General features: G+C 73.8%; 22 protein-coding genes and 1 pseudogene. 19 read left to right on the top strand and 4 right to left on the bottom strand.

What is annotated here, in order from left to right; translation table 11 throughout:
• Nucleotides 1-17 precede the first annotated feature (17 nt).
• Genes KIT14_07820 through KIT14_07810 form a run of 3 tightly spaced genes read left to right on the top strand, consistent with a single transcriptional unit; the run spans nt 18 to nt 2,265 of the window.
• A complete protein-coding gene (locus KIT14_07820; GenBank protein ID MCW5890446.1) occupies nt 18-767 on the top strand; it encodes an N-acyl homoserine lactonase family protein in 750 nt (249 codons plus the stop codon).
• Between the two features lie 2 nt (nt 768-769).
• Nucleotides 770-1,807 (top strand): hypothetical protein, encoded by a 1,038-nt coding sequence (locus tag KIT14_07815; protein MCW5890445.1) that lies wholly within the window; start codon nt 770-772, stop codon nt 1,805-1,807.
• Nucleotides 1,808-1,842: 35 nt separating this feature from the next.
• Nucleotides 1,843-2,265, top strand: coding sequence for a GNAT family N-acetyltransferase (locus tag KIT14_07810; protein ID MCW5890444.1), 423 nt, complete (start codon nt 1,843-1,845; stop codon nt 2,263-2,265).
• 76 nt (nt 2,266-2,341) lie between these two features.
• Here the strand turns inward: KIT14_07810 and KIT14_07805 are convergent, their stop codons facing one another.
• The gene (locus KIT14_07805; GenBank protein MCW5890443.1) at nt 2,342-2,521 is read right to left on the bottom strand and encodes a hypothetical protein; all 180 of its coding nucleotides are present in this window, start codon (nt 2,519-2,521) and stop codon (nt 2,342-2,344) included.
• 167 nt (nt 2,522-2,688) lie between these two features.
• Here KIT14_07805 and KIT14_07800 point away from each other — a divergent pair, with 167 nt between their 5' ends.
• From KIT14_07800 to lnt, 8 genes are all read left to right on the top strand, one after another.
• Nucleotides 2,689-3,843, top strand: a complete 1,155-nt coding sequence (locus KIT14_07800) for an LLM class flavin-dependent oxidoreductase (GenBank protein ID MCW5890442.1) — start codon at nt 2,689-2,691, stop codon at nt 3,841-3,843.
• A complete protein-coding gene (locus KIT14_07795) occupies nt 3,840-4,799 on the top strand; it encodes a TIGR03619 family F420-dependent LLM class oxidoreductase (GenBank protein MCW5890441.1) in 960 nt (319 codons plus the stop codon). The genes KIT14_07800 and KIT14_07795 overlap by 4 nt, the downstream gene beginning before the upstream one ends.
• A gap of 1 nt (nt 4,800) precedes the next feature.
• Nucleotides 4,801-5,580 carry an SDR family oxidoreductase gene (locus KIT14_07790; GenBank protein MCW5890440.1) on the top strand — a complete coding sequence of 260 codons (780 nt, stop codon included), beginning with the start codon at nt 4,801-4,803 and terminating at the stop codon, nt 5,578-5,580.
• A 208-nt stretch (nt 5,581-5,788) separates the two neighbouring features.
• The gene (locus KIT14_07785) at nt 5,789-6,244 is read left to right on the top strand and encodes a hypothetical protein (protein MCW5890439.1); all 456 of its coding nucleotides are present in this window, start codon (nt 5,789-5,791) and stop codon (nt 6,242-6,244) included.
• Between the two features lie 116 nt (nt 6,245-6,360).
• A complete protein-coding gene (locus tag KIT14_07780) occupies nt 6,361-7,524 on the top strand; it encodes an alpha/beta hydrolase (GenBank protein ID MCW5890438.1) in 1,164 nt (387 codons plus the stop codon).
• Nucleotides 7,525-7,817: 293 nt separating this feature from the next.
• Nucleotides 7,818-8,414, top strand: a complete 597-nt coding sequence (locus KIT14_07775) for an acyl carrier protein (protein ID MCW5890437.1) — start codon at nt 7,818-7,820, stop codon at nt 8,412-8,414.
• A gap of 65 nt (nt 8,415-8,479) precedes the next feature.
• On the top strand, nt 8,480-9,712 hold the full coding sequence (locus KIT14_07770; GenBank protein ID MCW5890436.1) for an FAD-dependent oxidoreductase: 1,233 nt from the start codon (nt 8,480-8,482) through the stop codon (nt 9,710-9,712).
• Between the two features lie 66 nt (nt 9,713-9,778).
• On the top strand, nt 9,779-11,281 hold the full coding sequence (lnt, locus tag KIT14_07765) for an apolipoprotein N-acyltransferase (protein ID MCW5890435.1): 1,503 nt from the start codon (nt 9,779-9,781) through the stop codon (nt 11,279-11,281).
• Here lnt and KIT14_07760 read toward each other — a convergent pair.
• Nucleotides 11,278-15,306, bottom strand: a complete 4,029-nt coding sequence (locus KIT14_07760) for an AAA family ATPase (protein ID MCW5890434.1) — start codon at nt 15,304-15,306, stop codon at nt 11,278-11,280. The genes lnt and KIT14_07760 overlap by 4 nt on opposite strands.
• A 15-nt stretch (nt 15,307-15,321) precedes the next feature.
• Nucleotides 15,322-15,684 (bottom strand): hypothetical protein, encoded by a 363-nt coding sequence (locus tag KIT14_07755; GenBank protein MCW5890433.1) that lies wholly within the window; start codon nt 15,682-15,684, stop codon nt 15,322-15,324.
• 139 nt (nt 15,685-15,823) lie between these two features.
• Here KIT14_07755 and KIT14_07750 point away from each other — a divergent pair, with 139 nt between their 5' ends.
• The 7 genes and pseudogenes from KIT14_07750 (at nt 15,824) to KIT14_07720 (ending at nt 24,288) form a co-directional block, all read left to right on the top strand.
• Entirely contained in the window at nt 15,824-16,870 is a 1,047-nt protein-coding gene (locus tag KIT14_07750) for a phosphotransferase family protein (GenBank protein ID MCW5890432.1), read from the top strand.
• Complete coding sequence (locus tag KIT14_07745) at nt 16,867-17,328, top strand: hypothetical protein (protein MCW5890431.1); 462 nt, start codon at nt 16,867-16,869, stop codon at nt 17,326-17,328. Before KIT14_07750 ends, KIT14_07745 begins: the two co-directional genes overlap by 4 nt.
• 11 nt (nt 17,329-17,339) lie before the next feature.
• A pseudogene (locus tag KIT14_07740) lies at nt 17,340-18,436 on the top strand (hypothetical protein).
• Nucleotides 18,437-18,613: 177 nt separating this feature from the next.
• On the top strand, nt 18,614-19,672 hold the full coding sequence (locus KIT14_07735; GenBank protein ID MCW5890430.1) for a class I SAM-dependent methyltransferase: 1,059 nt from the start codon (nt 18,614-18,616) through the stop codon (nt 19,670-19,672).
• Nucleotides 19,673-19,832: 160 nt separating this feature from the next.
• Nucleotides 19,833-20,855 carry an LLM class F420-dependent oxidoreductase gene (locus KIT14_07730; GenBank protein ID MCW5890429.1) on the top strand — a complete coding sequence of 341 codons (1,023 nt, stop codon included), beginning with the start codon at nt 19,833-19,835 and terminating at the stop codon, nt 20,853-20,855.
• A gap of 73 nt (nt 20,856-20,928) precedes the next feature.
• Nucleotides 20,929-21,822 (top strand): survival protein SurE, encoded by an 894-nt coding sequence (locus KIT14_07725; protein MCW5890428.1) that lies wholly within the window; start codon nt 20,929-20,931, stop codon nt 21,820-21,822.
• Nucleotides 21,823-21,960: 138 nt separating this feature from the next.
• Nucleotides 21,961-24,288, top strand: coding sequence for a PAS domain S-box protein (locus KIT14_07720; GenBank protein MCW5890427.1), 2,328 nt, complete (start codon nt 21,961-21,963; stop codon nt 24,286-24,288).
• On the opposite strand, the gene KIT14_07715 is transcribed toward KIT14_07720, so the two are convergent.
• The gene (locus KIT14_07715; protein ID MCW5890426.1) at nt 24,242-25,003 is read right to left on the bottom strand and encodes an NIPSNAP family protein; all 762 of its coding nucleotides are present in this window, start codon (nt 25,001-25,003) and stop codon (nt 24,242-24,244) included. The two genes, KIT14_07720 and KIT14_07715, sit on opposite strands and share 47 nt — an antisense overlap.
• A gap of 49 nt (nt 25,004-25,052) precedes the next feature.
• On the opposite strand from KIT14_07715, the gene KIT14_07710 reads away from it, so the two are divergent.
• Nucleotides 25,053-26,240, top strand: a complete 1,188-nt coding sequence (locus tag KIT14_07710) for an acyl-CoA dehydrogenase family protein (protein MCW5890425.1) — start codon at nt 25,053-25,055, stop codon at nt 26,238-26,240.
• The last annotated feature ends 26 nt before the right edge of the window (nt 26,241-26,266 follow it).

The raw sequence follows: 26,266 nt of genomic DNA, 5'->3' as shown, positions 1-26,266 counted from the left end.
ACGCGCATGATGCGGGCATGCGCGTCCGGGCCCTCACCTGCGGCTGGCTCACCGGCCCCGCCGCCCTCTTCCTCGACGGCGCCGGCGGCGCGCTGCGCGTCCCGGTTCCGTCGCTCCTGATCGAGCATCCGCGCGGCACGGTGGTCTTCGACACCGGCATGCATCCCGTGCTCGGCACCGATCCGGCCTCGCGGCTCGGACCCCAGGCGGCGCTGTGGACCGTCGAGCTCGGGGCCGGCGAGGACGTCGCCGGGCGGCTCGCCGCCGCCGGTACGGCCGCCGACCGCGTCGACTTCGTGATCGCGTCGCACCTCCACTTCGATCATGCGGGCGGCCTCGCGCTGCTGCCGCAGGCGACGCTCGTCGTGCAGCGTCGCGAGTGGGAGGCGGCGAACGACGCCGACCTCGCGGCGCAGAGCTACCTCGCGCGCGCCGACTGGGACCACGGCCACGCGCGCCGCCTGGTCGACGGCGAGCACGACCTCTTCGGCGACGGCCGCGTCGTCTGCGTCCCCACGCACGGCCACACGCCGGGGCACCAGTCGCTGCGGCTGCGGCTCGACGACGGCCGCGACGTGCTGTTCACCGCCGACGCCTGCTACCTGCGCGAAAGCCTCGTCGCCCGCCGCCTGCCGGCGTTCGGCCACGACCCGGCGGCGATGCGCGCCGTCCTCGATCGCTTCGACGCCCTCGCCGCCGGCGGCACCGAGCTCGTCTTCGGGCACGACGCCGAGCAGTGGCCGCAGGTCGCGGCGCGGCTCGGGTAGGTATGCGCCCGACCGACGTCGCCCGCGCCTGCACCGAGGTCGCGCTCGCCGCGGGCCGCGACATCCGGACCCTCGTCCACGCGATGGATCCGCTGCGCCGCGCCGAGCCGACGACCTCGCTCCTCAAGCCGAAGGGCGGCTACGGCGCCCGCCGCGTCGACGCCGAAGCCGAGGCGCTCGGCCTCGCGCGGCTGGAGGCGCTGGCCGACCGGCTCGGGGTCGCGATCGAGCTGCTGCGGGACGCCGGCGACGCGGCCGGCAACGCGAGCCATCGCCTCGGGCGCGCCACCGGCGCCGAGCGCATCTGGGCGGCCATGGACGCCATCGACGGCACGGTGAAGGTGGCCGGCCTCGGCCCGCGCCTGCCCGACCGCGTGCGGCTCGCGAACGACGGCGGCTGGGCGGCAGCGTTCGCCTTCACCGCGCCGACGACGGCGCCGCGCGCGGCGCTCACGCTGGGCGACTTCACGACCGCGGTGATCGTCGACGGCAACCCCACGCGCTACCGCGCCTATCCCCAGGACCTCGTGACGCTGCCGGAGGACGACGCCCTCGTCACCTACGAGGTGACCGACGCCGTCCCGCGCCGCGTCTTCACCACCACCGCCACCGACCTCGGCCAGCTATGGACCTACCTCGACGTCTTCCAGGCCTACGACGACGAGACCGCGCAGCCGGGCGACGGCGCGCTGGGCGCCGCGCTCTACCCGCTGCTCGCCGACCGGCATCGCGGCGGCGGCTTCGACGTCCTGCGCCAGTACGCGAACCTCTCCGCGCTCGGCCGCATGCTGCTCGGCTGGCGTCAGGCGCCGGTGTGGGTCGAGTCGCAGGGCGGCGCCTATCTCGTCGTCAACGAGAACCTGCCGAACCTGATCCCCGCGGTGCCGATCCTCGCCGGAGCGGGCGGCGTGTCGGTCGACTTCGACGGCCGGCCGCTGCGCGCGCGACGCCTCGCGGAAGGGCGTACGAGCATCGTCCACGCGGCGAACCCGGCCGTCTGCGCGGCCGTGCTCGGCCTCGTGGCCCGCGCGCGCGGGTAGTTGTCGCCGCCGGATCGGCCGGCTATCGGCGGCCGATGTCGCTGCACCTGACGACCGAAACGCCGCCGGCCGCGCAGGACGTCGCGTTCGTGGCGGAATCCCTCGGGCGCTGGAACGTGGCAGCCAGCGGACACGCGGACTGGGCGCGAGCAGGCGTGTATCTGCGCAACGCGGACGCGCGCATCGTCGGCGGAGCGCAGGGCGCGTGCTGGGGCGGCTGGCTCCACGTCGACATCCTCTGGGTGGAGGACCATCACCGCCGTCAGGGATGGGGTCGCCGGCTGCTCGCCGCGCTGGAGGCGCTCGGGAAGGAGCGCGGCTGCGAGCGCGCGTGGCTCGATACGTTCAGCTTCCAGGCGGGCCGGCGTTTCTACGAGCCGCTCGGCTACCGGGTGTTCGGGGAGCTGCCCGACCACCCGCGCGGCCACACGCACTGGTTCCTGGCCAAGGAGCTGTGAAGCCCGAACCATCCCGGGGAATCGGACATGCACCGGGTGGTCCTGCCGGCGCCGGCACGAGCCGGCGCCGGCAGGATCAGGCCCGGGCGCGCTTGCGCTCGGACTTGGTGTCGCGTTCGAGCTTCTCGGTCAGCGCCTTCACGACGAAGCCCATCACGGACTCGTCGGTCTCGACGCAGTGGAGCTTCAGACGGCGATGGAGATCCTTCGGGATGCGGGTCGCCAGCTGGACCCAGACCTGGTCGTCGTTCGGCATGGCACTCCTTCTAACTGGGATCGTCGGAATCGGGGCGATCTAGGTGCCCCGGGGCCGTTGTGAGGTAGACGCACGGTGGGTGCAAGCAATTCGACCGACACGGTGTCGCTGCGGCACAGCGAGGCGAGCTTGTCACCCGCGCAGGCGAGTTGGTAAGCCCGCGAGCGATGGAGTTCGGACTCTTCGTACAGGCTCACGTCCCGAAGCACGAGATGGAGGCGGACCCGGAGGGCGCCGAGCACTCGCGGCTCATGCGCGAGCTCGAGCTCGCCGAGGCGTGCGATCGCGCCGGCTGGAAGTACGTCTGGTCGGTCGAGCACCACTTCCTCGAGGAGTACTCGCACATCTCCGCCTCGGAGATCTTCCTGCCCTACGTCGCGGCGCGCACCGAGCGCATCCACGTCGGCTCGGCGATCTACAACATCACGCCGCCCGTGAATCACCCGGCCCGCATGGCGGAACGCGTCGCCATGCTCGACCATCTGAGCGGCGGGCGCTTCGAGTTCGGCACCGGGCGCGGCTCGTCGTCGACCGAGTTCAAGGGCTTCGGCATCCCCGACGGCGACACCACGCGCGCCATGTACGACGAGGCGCTGCCCGAGATCCTGCGCATGTGGCGCGAGACCAGCTACTCCTTCCAGGGGAAGTACTTCTCGATGCCCGAGCGCAACGTGCTGCCGAAGCCGTTCACGAAGCCCCACCCGCCGCTGTGGGTCGCCTGCGGCAGCCCGTCCACCTTCGAGAAGGCGGGCCGGCTCGGGCTGGGGGCGCTCTGCTTCTCGCTCGGCTCGCCGGCCGACTTCGCGCCCCTCATCAAGGTCTACAAGGATGCCGTCCGCCATGCCGAGCCGGTCGGCGAGTGGGTGAACGACAACGTCGCCTGCGTGACCGCGCTGGTCTGCCACCAGGACCGCCGCAAGGCGCGGCAGATCGCGCTCGACATGGGCAGCGGCTACCACACGAGCCTCGTCTTCAAGTACCTCGACACCTTCCCGCGCCCGGCCGGCGTCCCCGCCTGGCCGCAGCTGATCCCCGACCCGACGCCCGAGCAGCTCGAAGAGCGCATCGCCTCGGGGCAGCGCATCGTCGGCGATCCGGACGAGTGCGCGAAGGCGGTGCAGCAGTATGCCGACGTCGGCTGCGACCAGATCATCTTCGGGGTGCTGGCGTCGACGCAGCCGCAGGACGTCGCCCTCGACTCGGTCCAGCTCTTCGGCCGCGAGGTGATCCCGCGCTTCGACCCCGATCCGGTGCATCGCACGACGCGCCTGCGCGAGCAGCAGTGCGGCGGCGCGCGCGGGCGGACCGCCGCGGCACGATGACCGGCGCCGTCCAGGTCTGTCCCCCGGGCCGCCTCGCCTGGGGGCTCCAGCTGCCGATCGCCGCCCAGAGCACGCTGTTCGCGCAGCCGTGGGAGGCGACCGCGGGCACCACCGAGCTGGTCCGCGTCGCGCGCACGGCGGACCGCTGGGGCGCGTTCTACGTCGCGGTGTGCGACCACGTCGCCGTGCCGCGGGTGCAGGCGGCGGCCATGTCGACGGTCTGGTACGACCCGATCGCGACCCTCGGCTTCCTCGCCGCCGCGACCAAGCAGGTGCGGCTCCTCTCCTACGTCTTCGTCGCGCCCTACCGCCATCCGCTGCAGACGGCGAAGGCGTTCATGACCCTCGACGCGCTCTCGGGCGGGCGCGTGATCCTCGGCGTGGGCGCGGGCCACGTCGAGGGCGAGTTCGGCGTCCTCGGCGTCGACTTCGCGCGCCGCGGCGCACTGCTCGACGAGGCGATCGACGCCGTACGCGCGGCCTTCCTCGACGAGTTCCCCGTCCACGAAGGCCGGACGTGGACGATCCGCGACGTCGGCCTGCGCCCGCGGCCGGTGCAGCAGCCGCGACCGCCCATCTGGGTGGGCGGCTCGACGCCCGCGGCGATGCGCCGCGCCGCCCGGCGCGGCGACGGCTGGCTGCCGCAGGGCACCTTCCGCGACCGCCTGCCCGAGCAGATCGCCGCCATCCGCGCCGAGCGCGCGAAGACCCGCGGCGACGCGCCGATCGAGATCGGCGCCAACAGCGAGTGGCTCTACCTCGGCCGGCCGAGCTTCGACCCCGGCCCCAACACCCGCAGCGGCGGCGCCGAGGAGATCGCGGCCTCGCTGCGCGCGCTGCGTGCCATGGGCGTCTCCCACTGCGGCGTCCGCTTCCGTACCCGCTCGTGCGACGAGCTGTGCGACCAGCTGGAAGCGTTCGGCCGCGAGGTCGCCCCCCTCCTCGAGGACGCCTGACATGCTGCTCCAGGATCGCGTCTGCATCGTCTCCGGCATCGGCCCCGGCCTCGGCCGCTCGGTCGCGCTCGCCTGCGCCCGCGAGGGCGCCGACGTCGTGCTCGCCGCGCGCAGCGCCGACGCGCTCGCGGCCTGCGCCGCCGAGGTCCGCGCGCTCGGCCGCCGTGCCCTCCCCGTCCCCACCGACCTCGCCCGCGCCGGCGACGGCGCCGCGCTCGCCGCCGCGGCGAGCGCGGAGTTCGGCCGCATCGACGTGCTCGTGAACAACGCCTTCCTGTCGAATCCGACGGCGCTGTTCGAGGAGGCGGCGCTCGAGGACTGGCGGCGCATGTTCGAGGTCAACGTCTTCGGCGCGCTCGCCCTCACGCAGGCCGTGGTGCCGCACATGAAGGCGCAGGGCCGCGGCAGCATCGTCTTCGTGAACTCGATGTCGATCCGCATCGTCGAGCCGAGGATGGGCGGCTATGCGGCGTCGAAGGGCGCGCTCATGACGGCGGCGCAGACGCTCGCCCGCGAGCTCGGCGCCCACGGCATCCGCGTCAACTCGGTCGTGCCCGGCTACATCTGGAGCGACAAGATGGAGGGCTACTTCCGCTTCCTCGCCACGCAGCAGGGCACGACGTACGAGGCCGTCCACGCCGACATCGCCGGGCGCACGGCGCTGCGCCACATCCCCGATTCGGACGAGATCGCCGACGCCGTGGTGTTCTTCGCCTCGGAGCTGTCGCGCGCGATCAGCGGCCAGGCGCTCGACGTCAACGGCGGGCACCACTTCCACTGACCGCGGCGCGGGCCGGCGCCGCGCGCAGCAGCCCGGCGCGCGGGTGATCGAGGCCGCCACGAGGTCGCCGGCGCGCCGGAGGATTCGCGGATCGGGACCGGTCTCGACGCCCGGGAGCGAGACCATGGATTGGCCTATGCCCCATTCTTCCACGCATGCAATACGTACACGTCGAGAACAGGTTTCGCCGTTGCCACGGCCATGACGGATGTGCGACGACGCGCTCATGGCCTGCGAGCCGTCCGCGTCCGAGCCCGCGTCGTGCGCCGACGCCGCGACGCTGCCGTTCGCGCTGGCGCCGGCCGCCGTCCTCGACGCGTCCAGGCAGCCCGAGAAGCGCCTCATGCTCGCGGTGCTGGAGGAGGCGGTCGCCACCTTCCAGCGCACGGCGCGCGATCCCGGCCGGCGCGCGCAGCGGCTGCACGGCGAGGCGGTCGACTGGTTCGCGTCGCGGGACGTGTCCTGGCCGTACGCATACCGCAACGTCTGCGACGCGCTCGGCATCGAGGCCGACTGGCTGCGCGACGGCCTCTGGCGCTGGCGCGCACTCCAGCCCGTCCGGCCCACGGAGGCGACCGGGCGCGCGCGGCCGACGTTCCGCCGCGTCGGCGGCTCGCGCGCCCGCCCCCGCGGGCGCGCGATCGGGCTCCGCCCGGCCCGCTGAGCGGCGCCCGCGCCGGCACCTGCCGTGCGCTCCGCGTCAGGGATTTTCCGGGTTTACAGCCTCGCGCCAGGTGCAGTACACGGGCAGCGCGGTGCGTCGCGCATCGCCCTGCCCGGATGTTCGATCTCGTGCTCCGCTCCGTGTTCGCCCCCGGCGTCCTGGCCGCGCGCTGGGTGACCCCGGGTACGAGCGAAGCGGCCGGTGCGCCGTCGCCGCGCTACTCGCTGAGCCTGGTCGGCAAGATGCTGCTCGACGAGGTCTTCTTCGTGAGCGAGCTGCTGTCCATGCCGCTCGTGCCCTACGGCGACCGGGTCCGCATCGCGGCCGAGAGCACCGAGGCCCTGGCGCTGTTCACGGAGCGCGGCTGGCTCGGCGACCCGGCAGCCTACCACCTGACGCCCGAGCCGTTGGAGCCGCTCGACCTGCGCATCGCCCGCTCGCGCGGGCTGCGCTACGGCCACCTCACGGCGGACAGCGGCTACGAGCCGCACGCGGGCGAGCCGGGACGCGATCGCTGGCTCGGGTACGCGCGCAACCGCACCGCACATGCGTGGCTGCTCGAGCACCCCGGGCCGCCGCGGCCCTGGCTCGTCTGCGTCCACGGCTATCGCATGGGCTATCCGCTGGTCGACTTCACCGGCTTCCCGGCGGCGTGGTTCCACCGCGAGCTCGGGCTGAACGTCGCCTTCCCCGTCCTGCCCCTACACGGGCCGCGCACCGTCGGCCGGCGCACGGGAGACGGCTTCCTCTCCGGCGACTACCTCGACACCATCCATCTCCAGGCGCAGGCGACGTGGGACGTCCGCCGCCTGCTCGCGTGGCTGCGCCACGAGCGCGACGCGCCGGCGATCGGCCTCTACGGCCTCTCGCTCGGCGGGTACACGACGGCGCTGCTCGCCGCGCTCGAGCCGGAGCTGGCGTGCGTCGTCGCCGGCATCCCGGCGGTGAGCCATACCGGCCTCGCGCGCTGGAACATCCCCCCGGCGCTCCTGCGGCTGAGCGAGCACCTCGGTCTGGCCTGGGATCGGCTCGAGGAGCTGGTGCGGGTCGTCTCGCCCCTCGCCCTGCCCGTGCGCGTGCCGCGCGAGCGGCGTTACGTCTACGGCGCCCTCGCGGATCGCCTCGTGCCGCCCCACGGCGTCCACGCGCTGTGGACGCACTGGGAGCGGCCGCGCATCGAGTGGTACGATGGCAGCCACGTCTCCTTCGGCTGGGAGGCGCAGGTACGTGCCCTGCTCGTCGAAGCCCTCGCGTCGAACGGTCTCACGGCCCCGGCCTGACGTTACGCACACGTCACCCGGACGGCATCGCAGCCTCATCCCGGGCGGGTAGGCTCCGGGCCTTGAGCAAGCCCCGCCGACGCTGTAGACACCGCGCCCCCGCGACGAACTGCGCCGCCCCCCCTGCTCGCCCGACGGGCAGCGGGCTGGTCGTGCGAGTGGCAACGCGGGTTCCGGGCTCACCCGGAGGGCAGCAGCGGTGGCGGCAGGAAGCCGGCATCGTTGTTGCTGAAGCGAGTCAGGCATGAATGCCCGCGCACGGATGGCGGAGGCGGGATCGCGGTGAGGGCGTGGTGACGACGATGCATGAGACGACGACGGTGCTGCCCGCTGGGCGGCTGGGACTGGAAGAGTACGTGGAGCCCCGCGTGCGCGGCGTGGTCGCCGATCGCCTGGGCGTCGAGGCGCAGGACCTCGTGGCGAGCGTGTCGCTGCGGGACGATCTGGCCGCCGACTCCCTCGATCTGCTCGAGGTGGCGATCGCCCTCGAGGGCGCGTTCGGCATCCGCATCCCCGAGCGCTACCTCGATCTGATCCGCACCTACGACGACCTGGTGGCGGTGGTCCTCGACCGCATCGCCACCTCGCAGCGGGCCGAGGCCGCCGGTAGCGAGTCGCCCCCCGTCCACGCCCGCGTGATGCCGGCGGCCGGGCTGGCGCACCGCGGGGTCGAGCGCTCGATGCGCCTCACCCCGTACCTGGCGCAGACCCTGGCCGACGACGTCCGGCTGGCCGGCCCCGGTGCCCGGCTCGAGCTCACGGTGCAGGGGACGGGCGGCCGCCGCGCGCTGGCCCACGTGCGGTCGATGTTCGCGCGCATGATGGCGCGCGGGACGACCGTGACCGTGCGCAGCGACGAGCGCGCCGGCGCGCGCAGCCGCGCGGCGTAGACGCACGCGGCTCGGGACGCGGCGGCGGTGTACGCCGCGCCCCGGCGCCGGCTAAGACCCTGCGCGTGCGCATCGCCGTCGTCGGCGCCGGCGTGGCCGGCCTGGTCGTCGCCCGGGCCGTCGCCGACCGCCACGCGGTCGTCGTCTTCGAGGCCGACGACCGCATCGGCGGCCACGCGCACACGGTGCGCGTCGAGCAGGACGGCCGCACCTGGGACGTCGATACCGGGTTCGTCGTCTTCGACCCCGGAACCTATCCGCGCTTCGCAGCGCTGCTCGACCGGCTCGGCGTGCCGAGCCAGCCGAGCGACATGAGCTTCAGCGTGCGCGCGCCCGGGATCGAGTACGGCGGCCGCTCGCTCGGCGCGCTCCTCGCGCAGCCCGCGAACGTCCTGCGGGCCGGCTTCCGCCGCCTGGTGCGCGACGTGCTGCGCTTCAATCGCGAGGCCGCCGCGACGGCGAGCGACGCGGCGACGCTCGCCGGCTGGCTCACGGCCGACGGCTACTCGGCCGAGTTCCGCGACCACTACCTCGTGCCCATGGCGGCGGCGATCTGGTCCGCGCGCCCCGCGCACGTGCTGGCGATGCCCGCGGGCCACGTGGTGCGCTTCTTCGCGCACCACGGCCTGCTGCGCGTCCGCGGCCAGCCGGAGTGGCGCACGATCCCGGGCGGCGCGGTGCGCTACGTCGAAGCGTTGGCGGCGCCCCTGCGCGACCGCGTGCGTACGGGCTGCGCGGTCGCCCGCGTCGAGCGGCATGCGGACGGCGTCACGGTGACGCCGCAGGACGGCGTCCCCGAGCGCTTCGACCGCGTCGTCCTCGCCGTGCCCGGCAGCCGGGCGCTGGCGCTGCTCGCCGACCCGAGCGCGGCCGAGCGTGACGTCCTCGGCGCGTTCGCGGAGCAGGAGAACGACGTCGTGCTGCACACCGACACGTCGCTGCTGCCACGCGCGCGCCGGGCATGGTCGAGCTGGAACGTCCACCTGGGCACGCACACCGACCGCGTCGCGATGACGTACGACATGAGCCGCCTGCAACGACTCCCCTCGTCGCACCCCTTCTGCGTGACGCTGAACGCGACCGCGTTCGTCGACCCGGCGCGCGTGCTGCGCCGCTTCGTCTACCGGCATCCGATCTGCACCCCGGCCGCCGTGGCAGCGGGGCGGCGCCACGGCGAGGTCAGCGGGCGGCAGCGCACGCACTACTGCGGCGCATACTGGGGCTGGGGCTTCCACGAGGACGGCGTCACGAGCGCGCTCGCGGTGTGCCGGGCGCTCGGCGTCGACGCCCCGGCCTGACGGCGCGCGGCGGCGCCCAGGTCTGCGGTGGCGGTCGCCGCACACGGCTGCTAGTCCGCCGGCACGGTGTGGTGGCGCGTCCCGGCGATCCTCGTCTCCGCCGCCGGCTACTGCGCCGCCTTCCCGCCCTGGAGCCTGCCGGGCGTGGCGTGGGTGGCGCTCGTGCCGCTGCTCCTCGCGCTGCACGGTCTGCGGCCCGGACGCGCGGCGGCGGCCGGCTTCCTGTGGGGCACCGCGACGCTCTCGGGGATCGGCTACTGGGTGCCGGGCGCCCTCGCCTACTACTGGGAGCAGCCGTACTGGTTCGGGTTCTCCTTCGCGCTCGGGGTCGCGTTCGTGTTCATGGGGACGTACTTCGCCGCCTTCGGCGCCGCCTACGCCCGGCTCGCGACCTGCCGGCGCGGCGCGACGCTCGCCCTCGCGACCGCGGCGACCTACGTCGCCTGCGAGCTGGCGCGCGCGCACCTGTTGACCGGCCACCCGTGGCTGCTCCTGGGCTACGCGCTCGTGCCGCAGCCGCTGCTCGTCCAGGCGGCCGACCTGGGCGGCGTCTACCTGCTGTCGTTCGCCGTCGCGCTCGTGAACGCCGGCCTCGCGGCGGCGCTCGTCGAGCCCGCCGGCCGGCGCGGCGCGCTCGCCGCCGCGGCCACGGCCCTCGCCGCGCTCGCCGCGTACGGCGCGGTTCGCCTGCGCACGCCGCTGCCCATAGCGCCGGCGGTCCCGGTGATGGTCGTCCAGGGCAACGTCGATCTCGGCTTCCAGTGGCGCGAGGACTTCTACGGCCAGGGGCTCGATCGCTACCTGCAGCTCACCCTCGACGGCGCGGCACGCTCGCACCCGCAGCTGGTCGTGTGGCCGGAGAGCGCGGTCACCTTCTTCCTCGACGAGGAGCCGCTCTACCTGGCCGCGATCGCCGACGTCCTCGCGCGCACCGGCGCCGACCTCGTCGTCGGCGGGCCGCGGCGCACCGGCGCTCCGTCACGCTTCTACAACGCGGCCTTCCACCTGACGCCCGACGGCACGCTCGGCGACCACTACGACAAGGTGCGCCTGCTGCCGTTCGCGGAGTACTTCCCGCTGCGGACGATCGAGCTGCTGCGCCGCCGGTTCGAGCGCGTCCGGCACTTCACCGCCGCCGAGACGCCCACCATGCTACGCACGCGCTTCGGCGACGTGGCCACCGTCATCTGCTTCGAGGCGATCTTCCCCGAGGGGGTGCGCGCGCAGACGGCGGCCGGCGCGCAGCTGCTCGTGAACCTCTCGAACGACGGCTGGTTCGGCCGCACCGCCGGCTCGGACCAGCACCTCACGATGGTGGCGCTGCGCGCGGTCGAGGCGCGGCTGTGGGTCGTGCGCGCGACGACCACCGGGGTGTCGGCGATCGTCGATCCCTTCGGCCGCATCGTCGCGCGGGCTCCGCTCTTCACCGCGACGACGCTCGACGCGCAGGTCGTCCCCATGGCGGTGACGACGGTGTACGAGCGCGTCGGCGACGCCTTCGCCTGGGGCTGCGTCGTCGTCGCGCTCGCGGCGCTGCTCACACCGCGGCGGCGCGGCCACGCCGGCTAGAGCCGCCCCGGCGCTGCCGGATCGTCCGGCGAGGCGAGCGCCCGGTCGAGCTGCGCGGCGTCCCAGACGAGCCCTGCCTCGGCGAAGAGAGAGCGCGCGCGGTCGCGCCCGTCGCCGGTCCGCAGCGCGACCTCCGCACACGTGCGGGCGAGCTCCGGCACGGCCCCGAGACGCTCGCCTTCGCGCAGCGCCCGCGTCCACCACGCCCGCGCCGCACGCCGACGCCCGAGCAGCCAGTGGAGCCGCCCGGCGAGGCGCCACGTCTCGGTGCGCGCCGGCGCGACCACGCCCGCGACGCGCAGGGCGCGCCGCAGGCCGGCGCGGGCCCGTTCGCGCAGCACCCGCGACGCGGCGTCGTGGGCCAGCGCGTCGCAGTCGTGCCGCAGCCGCGCGACGGTAGAGGCGCTCATGTGCCAGGGCGGAACGAGGCCCGCGCGCGCGACGATGACGTCGACCCTGGCGAGCGTCGCGCCGGCCTCGTCGTGCGCGCCCTGGAGGCTCTGGATCTTGGCCCGGGTGCCGAGCGCCAGCGCGCGCAGCGCGTCCTCGTCGCGACCCGCGTAGTAGTGGTCGATCGCCGGCAGGGCCTCGTCCAGCCGTCGCTCCTCGAGCAGCAGGATCGCCTGCATGCCGTCGTGGTTCGCCTGCGCGAACTCGTAGCCGTACTGCTCGTGCATGTCCGCGAGCGCGCGCAGGTGCTCACGGGCGGCGGCGAAGCGGCCCCGGCGCAGCTGCCGGTCGCTCTCGAGGCCGAGGTACGAGTTGACGTCCCAGAAGATGCCGTACCTGAGACCCTGCGCGAGGAGATCGGCCGCGAGGCCCGGCTCGCGCTCCCAGCCGCCCTCGAGGAAATTGATGACGAAGCGCAGGAAGCCGCAGCCGAGCTCGTCGGCGACCTCGCCGGGCCGCACCAGCTCCTCGGCGCGGCGCAGGAAGCGGCGGCCGATCGCGAACGAGGTGCCGGAGTAGGCGAACGCCGCGCCGCCCATGACGTAGGTGAGGCACGCGGTCTCGATGCTGCGCGGGTCACGCCGGTTCATGCGCCGGATCGCGCCGATGTTGTCGACGAACATGCGTTGGGGATCGCTCGTCGTGAGCGCGCGGAAGCGGCGGAACATGATCTCGAACGTCTCGCGCTCGCGCGCGCTGACCGGGGGCCGGCGACCGCGGCGCGGCGGCACGAAGACGCCGTAGAGCACCGCCGTCATGTCGCGCGCGAACCGGGCGTACCGCGCCGTCGCGCCCTGGGCGAGACCGGAGCCCATGTGCTCGAGCGCGCGGTCGAAGTGGCCGATCGACTCGGTGAGCTTGCCGGTGTTCAGCAGCGCGTAGCCGATGTTCTTCTCGAGCAGCGCCTTGCGCGCGGGGTCGCCGCCGTCGCCGTGGATCACGAGGTAGATGCGCGACGCCTCGCGGAACAGCTGCAACGCCTCGCTCGACGCCGCCGAGCGTGCGGCGACGTCGCCCGCCTTGAAGAGGAACTCCTCCGCCTTCGGCAGGTCGTCGGCCCGGCTGTAGTGGTAGGCCAGCATGCCGTAGAAGTCGCCGAGCCGCTCCGCGAACGAGGCTTCGATCGAGTCCGCGACGAGCTGGTGGAACTCCCGGCGCGTCTTCTGCAGCAGGGAGTCGTAGACCGTCTCCTGCGCGAGCGCGTGCTTGAAGACGAACTCGAGCTCCTGCGCGACGCCGCCCCCACCCACGGCGACGCCGAAGCTCCCCCCGCGGCGCAGCAGGAGCTGCTTGTCCTGGAGCCGGGCCAGCTCCGCGTCGAGCGTCGCATCGCTGCCGCCGCGGCGACGCATGATCTCGGCGATGATGCGGTAGTAGAACTGCCGCCCGATGACCGACGCGACCTGGAGGAGCCGGCGCGTCGGCTCGTCGAGCCGGTCGACGCGCGCCATCACGACCTCCTGGATCGTCCCGGGGATGACGACGCGCTCGATCCGGGCCGTCACGCGGTAGCCGCCGTCCGCATACTCCACCGCGCCCTGGTCGATCAGCGCGCGCACCACCTCCTCGAGGTAGAATGGGTTGCCCTCGGCCTTGTGCGTGATGAGCGCGCGCGTGGCGGCGGGGAGGTCCTCGATCTCGAGGAGGTTCTGCACGAGGCGGCTCGCGTCTGCCGCGCCCAGCGGCTCGATGCGCACCTCGGTGTGCCGCGCGGCGTGGGCGTCGAGCGCGCTGCGCAGGATGCGCTCGGCCGTGTCCGCGTAGTCCGGCCGGAAGACGTGCACGAAGAGCACCGGCTGGTCGACGACCAGCCGCAGCAGCGCCTCGAGCAGCTGCACCGACGAGCGGTCGGCCCAGTGCAGATCCTCGAACACGAGCACCAGCGGGCGCGTCGCGGCGAGCGCTTGGAACAGGCGCCGGACGTTGCGGAAGATGAGCTTCTCGAGGGCCTCGCCGTCGATGCCGTGGAGGCGCTCGGCGTGCGCCCCGCGCAGGCGCATGCCCATGAGCGTCGCCACGAACGGCAGGACCTCGTCGGCCTCGTCGGGCAGGAGGGTGCCGACGGCGTGCGCGAGCTTCGCGCCGGCGGCGGTCTCGGCGTCGTCGTCGCCGACGCCGGCCCAGCGGCGCAGCAGGTCGATGAAGGGGTGGAAGCTCAGCGTCTGACCGATCGACGTCGAGCGGCCCTCCAGCACCGTCGCCGCGGCGAGCGGCTCCCAGCGCAGCACCTCGGCCACCAGGCGCGACTTCCCGACCCCCGCCTCGCCGACGACGCTGACGATGCCGCCGTCGCCGGCGAGCGCGCGCGCGAGGCAGCCTTCGAGACGGCGCCGCTCGTCGTCACGGCCGACGAGCGGCGACGACACGGTGCGGTCGGCGACGGCGACCTGCGTGCGGTGCACCTGCCCGCGCACGGACGCCAGTGCCCGCACCGGAACGCGCTGCGCCTTCCCCGCCAGCGTCATCGGCTGCGGCGGGTCGAACGCGAACGTGTCCTTCGTCCAGCGGTAGGTCTCCGGGCCGACGTGGACGACGCCGGTGGGCGCGGCGTCCTTCAGGCGCGACGCCAGGTTCACCGTGTCGCCCATGACGGTGAAGTCGCGCTTCACGCGGCCGCCGATCTCGCCGGCGATGACGAGCCCGGTGTTGATCCCCATGTGGACGCCGAGCGGCGTCGGCAGCCCCTGCGCGCGGCCGAACGCCTCCAGGCGGCTGCGCATCTCGATCGCCGCGTTCACCGCCTGCTGCGGGGCGTTCTCGATCGCGTTGGGCACACCGAAGAGCGCCATCACGCACTCGCCGATGTACTTGTCGACGACGCCGCCGTAGCGGCGCACGATCTCCTCCATGAGGCCGAAGCAGCGGTTCAGGAGCTGCGTCAGGTTCTGCGGCGACAGGTGCGGCACGAGCGCGTCGAAGCCGACGAGATCGGCGAAGAGCACCGTCGCCTGGCGTCGCTCGCTGTCGCGCTTCACGCGGCCGGCGCGCGGCTTCGCGGACAGCAGCGCGTGCACGGCGACGGGTGCCGTGCCCGCGCGCGGCACGAGCGGCTCCGTCGCGCGGTAGTGGAAGGCGTCGCGCGTCGCCTCCCAGGTCGCCGGCCCGACGCAGATGTCGCCCTTCGCCGAGACGTCCTCGAGCCGCGCCGCGAGCGCCACGGTGTCGCCCATGACGGCGAACTCGCGCCGGTGCGCACCGCCGATCTCGCCCGCGACCACGAGGCCCGTCTCGATGCCCATGTGGATGTCGAGCGGCGGCGCGCCGGCGCCGGCGTTCAGGTTGTAGTGGTGGATCGCCGCGCGCATCTCGAGCGCGGCCTGTACCGCGTGCGCCGGCGCCGCCGGGTCGGGCGCGGCGAGGCCGAACACCGCCAGCACGCAGTCGCCGATGTACTTGTTGACCGTCCCGCCGTGCGCGATGACGATGCCCTCCAGGATCTCGAAGACCTGGTTCATCACCGCCGTCACCTCCTCGGGATCGAGGCGCTCCGACAGCGCCGTGAAGCCCGAGATGTCGGCGTAGACGACCGTCGCCTGCCGGCGCAGGCTCTGGCGGGGCGGATCGGGGACGGCCATGGCGATCGCCCGCGGTCAGCGGTGGCTGCGCCCCGTGATCGCGCGCGCCAGGCCGGCGACGACGAGGCCGATCGTCACCGCGGAGGTGAGGTTGGACGCCGCGCAGGGCGCCCCGCACCCCGGCGTGGCGAGGGACACGAACGACAGCGGCACGAGCATGATCGCGCCGCACAGCGGCCCGCGCAGCCACCACGGCGACGGCCAGGTCGTGATGCCGACGAGGACGCCGATCAGCGACCGCGCCACGTACCACCCCCACACCGCGACGCTGCCCTGGATGTAGAGGACATCGTACTTCTGCGGGATCGGGCCGTGCACGAAGGCGGGGACGACGCCGAGCACGACGCCGAGCAGCGCGCAGACGAGCGGATACGGCACCGACACGGTGCGCCCGTCTGTACTGCCGCGGCGGTCGAAAGGGAACCGCGCCGCCCTTCGCGCGGCCCCCGTAGCAGCGCGCGCGGCGGGCACCCGCGCTTGAGCCGCCGGCGCGGCAGGGGCATGCTGCCGCGCGCCGATGGACGACCCGTCGCTCGCCGTGCGTCTCGAGCAGTTCGTCGCGACGCAGCTGCCGGACGCCCGGGCCGTCCGCGTGACCGCGCTCGGACGCAGCACCGAGGGCTTCTCGCAGGAGACGTTCACCTTCGACGTCGAGTGCGAGCGCGCCGGGCGGCTGGAGCGCACCGCCTGGGTCGCGAAGCGCGAGCCCGTCGCCGGGCTGCTCGAGCCCTACGATCTCGAGCCCGAGTTCCGCGTGCTGCACGCGCTCTCCGACGATCCCCTGCCCTCGCCGCCGACGCCCTGGTTCACCCGCGACCCGGCCGTGCTGGAGCGCCCGTTCTACGTGATGGCGCGCCTGCCGGGCGACGCCCCGGTGCCGGCGCCGGGCCCCGACGGCACGGGACCGTTCGCCGACGCCGACCGCCCGGCGCTCGCCGCCGACGTCGTCGCGGCGCTGGCCCGCCTGCACGCGATCGACTGGCGCGCGCGCGGGCTCGGCTTCCTCGGCGACCCGGGCACGGGCCTCACCACCGCGCGCACCGAGCTCGCCCGCTGGGAGGCGCGCATCGCCGCGAGCGGGCTGTCGATCGATCCGCCGCTCGCCGAGGCGCTCGCGTGGCTGCGCGCGAACCTGCCGTCGTGCGACGAGGTGACGCTGGTCCACGGCGACTACCGCCTCGGCAACTTCCTCGTCGTGCGCGACACGGGCGTCGCACGGCTCTCCGGCGTCCTCGATTGGGAGATGGTCCACCTCGGCGATCCGCTCGAGGACCTCGCCTGGTGCGCGTCGGCCATGTGGCGCGCCGGCACGCCGTTCGCCGCCGGCCTCGTCCCGCCCGACGAGCTCGCCGCGCAGTACACGGCGGCCAGCGGCCGCACGGTCGAGCCGGGCCGCGTGGCGTTCTACGACGTGCTGGCGATCGTCAAGATGATCGCCATCATGATGACCGGCCTGCGCGCGTATCGCGACGGCCGCACGACGGACCCGCGGATGGCGATCTTCGACCACCAGCTGCCCTACCTCCACCTCCTGCTCGGCATGGTGCGCGGGTGGCTCGCATGAGCGCCGGCCACCTGCCGCTCGAGCGGCTCGTCGACGGCGTGCTGCACACGCTGCGCACCGTCGTCGCCCCGGCGCTCGACGACCGCTACGCACGCGGACAACTGTTCGCCGTGCTCGACCTGCTGCACAACCTGCGCGAGCGCATCGCCATCCGTCCCGAGCTGCTCGCCGCCGAGGCCGAGTCCGCCGCCGAGGCGCTCGACGCCGCGGTGATGGCGCTCGGCAGCGTGCCGCCGCCGCTGGCCGCGGCGCTCGCGGCGGTGCCCGCCGAGCCGCTCGCCGCGCGGGTCGCGGCTCTGCGCGCGGCCGTGGTGGCGGCGTTCACCGTGCTGCCGTCGCTCCCGTCGGCCGTCGCCGCGCCCGCGCATGCCGCCCTGGCCGCGCACCTCGGCGGCCAGGCCATGCGCGACGTCGCGGTGCTGAAGCCGTCGTTGCTCGAAGAGATATCGAAAGGGTGAAGGCTGCGGCCATGCTGACCCGCTTCGACGACTACCTCGTCCACCAGACGCCGGAGCCCGTGGCCCATCCGGCCAGCGGCGACCGGAACGCCTACGACCGCTACTTCTTCAACGGCTTCACCCGCGACGCCGACCTCTTCTTCGGCTGTGCGCTCGGGCTCTACCCGAACCGCCGGGTGATGGACGCCGCCTTCAGCGTCGTCCATCGCGGGCGCCAGTACTCGGTGCGTGCGTCGCGCCTCGCCCCCGACGAGCGGGCCGAGTCCGTGGTCGGGCCGATCCGCGTGAAGGTGCTCGAGCCGCTGCGCATGCTGCACGTCCGCGTGCGCGCGCCGGAGCACGGGCTGGAGGCCGACCTCGCCTTCTACGCCCGCACCTGCCCGATCGAGGAGCCGCGCTTCCACTGGCGGCCGCAGCACCGCGTAGTGATGGACCTGACGCGGCTCACCAGTTCGGCTTCTGGGAAGGCCTGCTGCGTGTCGGCGACGAGGAGATCGTCGTCGACCCGACGCGCACCCCCGGCGTACGCGACCGCTCGTGGGGCGTGCGCCCCGTGGGCGAGCCCGATGCAGGTGCTCCGGCGATGCCGCCGCAGTTCTTCTGGCTCTGGGCACCGACGCACTTCGACGACGTCTGCACCCATCTCACCGTGAACGAGGACGGCGACGGCCGCCCGTGGCACACGAGCGGCGCCGTCGCCGGAACCGGCGCCTTCGACGAAGGCACGGCCACGCCGATGGCGTCGGTCGGCCACGAGATCGTGTGGCAGCCGGGCACGCGCCGGGCCCGGCGTGCCACGCTGACGTTGCGCCCGCACCGCGGCGAGCCGCTGGTGACGACGCTGGAGCCGCTGCTCACGTTCCAGATGCTGGGCCTCGGCTACCTCGACCCCGAGTGGGGGCACGGCATGTGGAAGGGCGAGCTGGCGGTCGACGCGCGCGAGTGGGCGCTCGCCGACCTCGATCCGATGGACCCGCGCCACCTGCACGTGCAGCAGCTCTGCCGCGCGCGCTGCGGCGACCGCGAGGGGCTCGCGGTCTTCGAGCAGCTGGTGCTCGGGCCGCACGCGCCGTCGGGCTTCACGTCGCTCCTCGATCCCGCACTCTGACGCGGCGGGCACGGGTCGCGGAGCGGACGGCGGGAGCTTTTTCCAGCCGGGAGGCGTAGAAGGGGACCGTTCCACGCACCCGTCGTACGGGGCGGCCCACGCGTCCGCGCGACGTCGCATCCGCTGGGAGCCGTCGCGCGCACGCCCCGGAGCCTGCCCCTACAGGAGGATCCGACGATGGCGACGAGCGAAGCAGCGGTGATGGAATTCACCCAGAAGGCCCTCGGCGATCTCGGCTCGGCCCTGACCGCGGCGATGGTCGTGATCGGCGACAAGCTCGGGCTCTACCGCGCCATGGCCGAGGGCGGCCCGACCGACGCCGCGACGCTGGCGGCGCGCACGGGCACCGCCGAGCGCTACGTGCGCGAATGGCTGAACGCCCAGGCGGCCGCCGGCTACGTGACCTACGACCCGGCGACGCGCCGCTACACGCTGCCCGAGGCGCACGCGGTGTGCCTCACCGAGGAGGACAGCCCAGCGTGCGTGCTGGGCGGCTTCCAGGGCATGACCGCAGCCATGCGCGCGACGCCGAAGATCGTCGAGCGGTTCCGCAGCGGCGCCGGCCTCGGCTGGCACGAGCACGACCCGGAGCTGTTCTGCGGCACGGAGCGCTTCTTCCGGCCGGGCTATGCGGCGCATCTCGTCGACGAGTGGCTGCCCGCGCTCGACGGCGTACGCGAGAAGCTCGAGCGCGGCGGCACGGTGGCGGACGTCGGCTGCGGCCACGGCGCGTCGACGGTGATCCTGGCGCGGGCGTTCCCGAACGCGCGCATCACGGGCTTCGACTACCACCCGCCCTCGATCGCGGCGGCGACGGAGCGGGCCCGCGCCGCCGGCGTCGGCGAGCGCTGCCGCTTCGAGGTCGCGGCGGCCAAGACCTATCCGGGCCGCGACTACGATCTCGTGACGTTCTTCGACTGCCTGCACGACATGGGCGACCCCCTGGGCGCCGCACGCCACGTGCGCGCGTCGCTCGCCTCGGACGGCACCTGGATGCTCGTCGAGCCGTTCGCGCACGACGCGGCCGAGGACAACCACAACCCGATCGGCCGCATCTTCTACTCGGTCTCGACGCTGGTCTGCACGCCGGCGTCGCTCTCGCAGGAGGTGGGCGCGGCGCTCGGTGCCCAGGCGGGCGAGGCGCGCCTACGCGCGGTGCTCGAGGAGGCGGGCTTCACCCGCATCCGCCGCGCCACCGAGACGCCCTTCAACCTCGTCCTCGAAGCGCGCCCGTGACGCCGCGGCTCGGGCGCCCGTCCCACGGCGGGCGCCCGACGCTCCCGACGCGGCTCGGCGCCGCGCGTGCGAGCCGAGGCGGGCTCGTCGCCCGCGTCCCGCGAGCGTGCGGGTCGCCGATTCGGTTGACTCGGCCGGGGCCGGCTCCGTACACCGGCGCATGCGCCTCGGTCTGAACGCCGGCTACTCCGGCTCCCGTATCGCCATCGACATGGACCTCGTCCGCCAGGCGGACGACCTCGGCTACTACGCGATCTGGTCGGCCGAGGCCTACGGCTCCGACGCGGTCACGCCCCTCGCCTGGATCGCGGGGCAGACGAAGCACATAAAGCTCGCGACCGGCATCATGCAGATGCCGGCGCGCACGCCGGCGATGACCGCGATGACGGCGATGACGCTCGACCAGCTGTCGGGCGGGCGCTTCCTGCTCGGCCTCGGGGCCTCGGGGCCGCAGGTGGTCGAGGGCTGGCACGGGGTCGCGTACGGCAAGCCGCTGGTGCGCACGCGCGAGTACATCGAGATCGTGCGCGCCATCTGGGCACGCGAGAAGCCGCTCGAGCACCACGGCATGCACTACGACATCCCGTACCGCGGGCCGGACGCGTCGGGCCTCGGCAAGCCGCTGAAGAGCATCCTCCACGGCCGCCCGATCCCGATCTACGTCGCCGCCATCGGGCCGAAGAGCGTGGCGCAGTGCGCCGAGATCGCCGACGGCTGGCTGCCGATCTTCTACTCGCCGTTCCGCGCGCCGAAGGTCTACCAGGCGTCGCTCGACGAGGGCTTCCGAAAGGGCGGAAAGACCGCCGCCGACTTCGACATCGCCGTCACGGTCACGGTGATCGTCGGCGACGACGTGCAGGCGTGCCTCGACCGCATCAAACCGAACCTGGCGCTCTACATCGGCGGCATGGGCGCGCGCGGCAAGAACTTCTACAACGATCTCGCCTGCCGCTACGGCTTCGCCGCCGAGGCGAAGGAGATCCAGGACCTCTATCTGGCCGGCAAGAAGGACGAGGCGGCGGCCAAGGTCCCGAACGCGCTCGCCGACGAGATCGCGCTCGTGGGACCGCCGGAGCGGATCAAGGATCGGCTCGCGGCCTGGAAGGCGTCGCCCGTCGGCACGCTGAACGTCGCCACGGCGCAGCCGAAGGTGCTGCGCCTGCTCGCCGAGGCGATGGCCTGAGCTGCGACGCGTCGTCACGACCGCGCGTCTTTCTGCTTGCCTCTCGCGCCGTGCCCGGGCGATGCTCGGCCGCATGCGCCACCTCGTCGCCGCCGTCGTCCTCGCCGTCAGCTCGACGCTCGCCCCGCTCGCCGCCGCGGCGCCGCCCTCGCCGCTGCGCGTGCTGGTCACGAACGACGACGGCGTCGGCGCCCCCGGCATCGATGCGGTGGTGCGGGCGCTCAGCCAGAACCCCGCGCTCGCCATCACGGTGATCGCGCCGGCGACCAACCAGAGCGGCACCGGCGACAGCTTCACCACCGGCCCGGTCAACGTCTTCCCGTCCTCGACCGCCGGCGCGTTCCCCGCCACCGCGGTCGCCGGCTACCCGGCCGACACGGTCTTCTACGGCGTCACCTACGCGATGCCGGTGCCGCCCGACCTCGTCGTCTCCGGGATCAACGCGGGCCAGAACGTCGGCAACCTCACCGAGCTGTCGGGCACGGTCGGCGCGGCGCTCGTCGCGGCGCGCTTCCATATCCCCGCCATCGCCGTCAGCACGGCGCTCGGGGCGGGCATCGACTATACGGAGGCCGCGACCTACACCGCCCAGCTGGTGGAGCGCTTCCGCACGAGCAAGTCGCTGCGCAGCAAGCTGTCGCCGCCGAAGGAGCCGACCGCGCTGGTCGTGAACGTCAACTTCCCGACCTGCCCGACCGGCAGGACGCGCGGCGTCGTGCTCGCGTCCCTCGGCGAGATCACGACGATCACCGGCTACACGCCGGGCACCGGCACCCTCATGGTGCCGGTGGTGCAGACCACGAGCCCGTTCGTGATCGACTGCCAGGTCCCGACGAGCGGCGCGTTCGCCAACGACCTCGAGGCCCTCAGGGCCGGCTGGGCCACGGTGACGCCGCTCGGGGCGAACCTCGGCGGCGTCACGCGGCGGCTCAAGTCCCTCCGCCTGCTCGAGAAGATACCCTTCTGACCGCTGCATCCCTGCGACGAAGCGGCAGAAACGTGACGCGCCTCCGTTCGCGCGCCACTCGATATCGCATGCCGGGCGCGGCGACGATTCGGCACGCGCGTTGCTCTGCCCGGCGTCGCCGGTGCTTCGCCGGCCCGCATGCTAGCTCGCGAGCCCCCCGCCGGCCCTTCCCCCAGCCTTCCGCGCGCCGTCGCCCGGCGCTCGCGGGCGATCAGCTCGGCCCGGCCCGCGGCGCGCACGCTCGGGCTCGTCATCGCGCTGTTCGTCGGGATCACCGCGGCGCTGCTCTACCTCACCAGCGCGCAGATGGAGATCCTCTCCGCGGTGCGCGCCTACGTCGGCGGCGAAGGCCTGTGGTCGAAGGCGCAGAAGGACGCCGTCCAGCATCTCCTGCGCTATGCCCACACGCGCGACGACGCCGACTATGCGCGCTACCAGGACGCCGTCGGCGTCACGCTGGGCGACCGCCAGGCGCGCATCGAGCTGGAGAAGCCGACGCCCGACCTCGCCGTCGTCGCGGCGGGCTTTCGCCGCGGCCGCAACCACCCCGACGACATCGGCGGGCTGGTCATGCTCTTCCGCCGCTTCCGGCACGCGAGCTACGTCGACGAGGCGATCCGCGTCTGGACGATCGCCGACGGCGAGATCGCCCGGCTCGACCATCTCGCGCGTGCGGTGCGTGCCCGCATGCGGTCCGGACGCAGCCCGGCGACGCCGCGCATCCTGCCCAAGATCGACCGCATCAACGAGCGCGTCACGCCGCTCGAGGACCGTTTCTCGATGGCGCTGGCCGAGGGGGCGCGCGCCATCAAGACGATCTCGATCCGCATCACCTTCGGCGTCGCGCTGCTGCTCCTGTCGATGGGCGCCGTCGTGTCGTGGATGCTGCTCGCGCGCATCCGCGAGTGGGGCGACAAGTACCGCCACCTGCTCGACGCCGCCTCCGACGCGATCGTGGTCACCGACCTCGACACCGGCGTCATCCTCGACGCGAACCGCAGCGCCGAGAAGCTCACCGGGCGCACGGCGGCGGAGCTGATCGGGATGCCGCAGGAGCTGCTGCACGCCGAAGCCGAGCGGGCGCGCTACCGCGAGGTCTTTCTCGCGCACGCCGGCCGCGGCGTCACCACGGCGGTCGACCTGCACGTGGCGCGCCCGGACGGCACCCGGGTTCCGGTCGAGATCCGCGCTGCGACGACGAGCATGGGCGGGACGCGCGTCGTGCAGAGCATCTGCCGCGACGTCACGGAGCGGCGTCTGGCCGACGCCGAGCTGGCCCGCTCGCGCCGGGCCCTCGAGGAAGAGGCCCGCGTCGCCGGGGCCCTCGCCCGCGTCGGCCAGCAGATGATCTCGTCGCTCGACACGCCGGTGCTGTTCGAGCGGCTGTGCCAGCTCGCCGCCGATCTGCTCGACGGCACCGGCAGCGCGACGCTGCTGCGCGGCGCCGACGGGCAGGGCTGGGGTGCCGTCGCCGTCCACGCGGCGCGCGCGGAGGACCGCGAGCGCCTGCGCCGCACGGCGCGCGGCTTCGCGCTCGACCCGGACCGCTTCGCGATCGTCCGCGACGAGGTGCTGGAGCTGCCCGGCGGCGAGCTGGTCATGGCGATCCACCGCGACGCGGACCTCATCGGCGTGCAGGTGGTGACCCGTCCGCCCGACGGACAGGGGCTCACGCCCGAGCGCGCCCGCATCGCGCGCGGCCTCGCGCACGTCGCCGGCATCGGCCTCGAGAACGCCCGCCTGGTCGCCGAGCTGGAGCAGGCGAGCCGTCTCAAGTCCGAGTTCGTCTCGACCATGTCGCACGAGCTGCGCACGCCGCTCAACGTGATCCTCGGCTACGCCGAGATGGGCCGCGACCGGAGCATCGGCCTCGATCTCGACGACACGTTGTCGCGCATCGAGGCCTCGGGTCGCGACTTGCTCGGGCTCATCGAGAGCACGCTCGAGATCGGCAAGATCGAAGCGGGACGCGATCAGGTGCGCGTCGAGATGGTGCCGCTCCCCGCGTTCTGGGCCCAGCTCGGCGACGGCTGCGGCCGCCTGCCGCGCAAGCCGGGCGTGGCCTTCGACTGGGCGAAGTCCGTTCCCGACGTCGTGCTCCGCACCGATCCGCGCAAGCTCGTCGTCGTGGTCCGCAACCTCGTGGGCAACGCGCTCAAGTTCACCGAGCAGGGCGCGGTGCGGGTGACCCTCGAGGCGACCCCGCAGGGGCTCGCGCTGCGCGTCGCCGATACCGGCATCGGCATCGCGCCCGCCGATCAGCAGGCCGTGTTCGAGATGTTCCGCCAGGTGGACGGCTCGGACACGCGCCGCTTCGGCGGCACGGGGCTCGGCCTCTACATCGTGCGGCGCTTCGTCGAGCAGCTCGGCGGCACCATCGTGGTCGAGAGCGCGCTCGGCGCGGGCACGACGTTCCTCGTCACCCTGCCCGCCGGCGCGGTGCTCGGGCGCGCCGCGGCGGCGTAGCCGGAGGCGCGGACGCCGGCTCGGCGAAGTCCGGATGGACGACGCACCACGGGCTCGGCACGAGCAGCGTCTCGCGCACGTCGGTGCGCCACCGGCGCGCGTGCTCGAGCCACTTGCGCCCGGGCTTCGCGGTGCGAACGTCGGCGAGATGGCGCGTCAGCGCCGCGAAGTCGGGCAGGCACCAGAGCAGCACCGCCTCGGTGTCCCGCATCGCGGTCGTCCAGGCGCCGACGAGCGCGAGCCCGTGGCGCTTGGCGACCGGCAGCCAGCGCTCGTGGACGGCGTCGAGATACTGCTCCGCGGTGCCGGACCGCACGGTCGCGATCTCCTGGAGGCAGGCGCGGCCGCGCACGCCGCCCTCGAGGAGCGCGCGGCGGCTCGGGCTCCACGGCGCCGGCTCGAGGATGCGGTCGAAGCCGCCGGAGCGCCAAGTCGTCGCCTCCGTCCACCACGTCTTCAGCGCCGGCTCCTGCCCCGACTGCCGGGTGTACTGGCGCTCGAGGATGGTCGCCCAGTGGTCCCAGCCCTCCATCTCCCAGAGGTTCACGACGACGGGCCACTGCCCCGTCGACCCGCTCTGCTGGAACGTGCCGACGAGCGGCGCGCCGCCGTCGCTGCGCCCGAGCCCCAGCTGCGCCGTGTGCGCCTTGTAGGGCTCGGAGCCGGTGCCGACGATGTCGATGAGCTCGTGGAGGTAGAGGGCGCGGTTCGGCATGTGCGCCCTTATCAACCGCGGCGGGCCCTGTGCTAGGCTCCGCGCCCCGATGGACTTCTCCTTCTCCGCGCGCGACCTCGCCTTCGCCGACGAGGCGCGCCGCTGGCTCGAGCAGAACCTCCCCGCCGACTGGCGCCGCGACCACTGCTGGACGCGGGTGGAGGAGCCGCTGTGGATCGCGATCGCGCGCCGCTGGCAGCGCATGCTGTTCGACGGGGGCTGGGCCGCCATCGCGTGGCCGCGCGAGCACGGCGGCCGCGGTGCGACGGTCGTGGAGCGCTGGCTCTTCGACCAGGCCCTCGATCAGGTCGGCGCGCCGCGGCCGCCGGCGCAGTCCTACGTCGACCTGATCGGTCCTGCCCTGCTCCAGCACGGCACGCCGGCCCAGCGCACGCGCTACGTCGGGAACATGGTGAACGGCGACGAGCTGTGGTGTCAGGGCTTCTCCGAGCCGGGAGCCGGCTCCGACCTCGCTTCGCTGCGCACGCGCGCGGAGCGCCGCGGCGACGAGTTCGTCGTCAACGGCCAGAAGGTGTGGACGAGCCACGCCGACATCGCCGACCGCTGCTTCCTCCTCTGCCGCACGGAAGCCGACGCCCCGAAGCACAAGGGCCTCTCCCTGCTCCTCGTCGACATGAAGACGCCCGGCATCAGCGTGCGGCCGCTGCAGCAGATGACCGACGACGCCGAGTTCTGCGAGGTCTTCTTCGAGGACGTGCGCGTGCCGGCCGAGAATCTGCTCGGCACGCCCGGCGCCGGCTGGAGCATCGCCATGGGCATCGTCGCGCACGAGCGCGGGCCGATGTGGACGTTCGTCTTCCAGCGCAAGATCCGCCGCAGCCTCTCGCAGCTCCTCGCACGCCTGCGCGAGCATCCCGCCGGCGCGGGCGCACTGCGCGACCCTCTCGTTCGCCAACGCATCGCGCAAGCGCACATCGAGGTCGAGATCCTCCGCCTCTCCGGCTACCGCAGCCTGACGACGCTCCTGCGCACCGGCCATCCGGGGCCGGAGAGCTCGATGGAGAAGGTGCTCGGCAGCGAGACCGACCAGCGGCTGCAGGCGCTGTCGCTGTCGCTGTTCGGGCCCTACGGCGCGCTCCGCAGCGGGCCGCACGCGCTCGACGACGGCGGCGTCGCGCGTCATTTCCTCTACGCAGCGTCGGAGACGATCATGGGCGGCACCTCCGAGATCCAGCGCAACGTCATCGCGCAGCGCATTCTCGGTCTGCCGCGCTGATCGCGCTTGTCACCCGCGCGGCCGCG

The sequence above is a fragment of the bacterium genome (assembly GCA_026129405.1).
In the GTDB taxonomy this organism is placed as follows: Bacteria; Desulfobacterota; Binatia; order DP-6; family DP-6; genus JAHCID01.
This window is presented reverse-complemented; position numbering and strand designations above follow the sequence as displayed.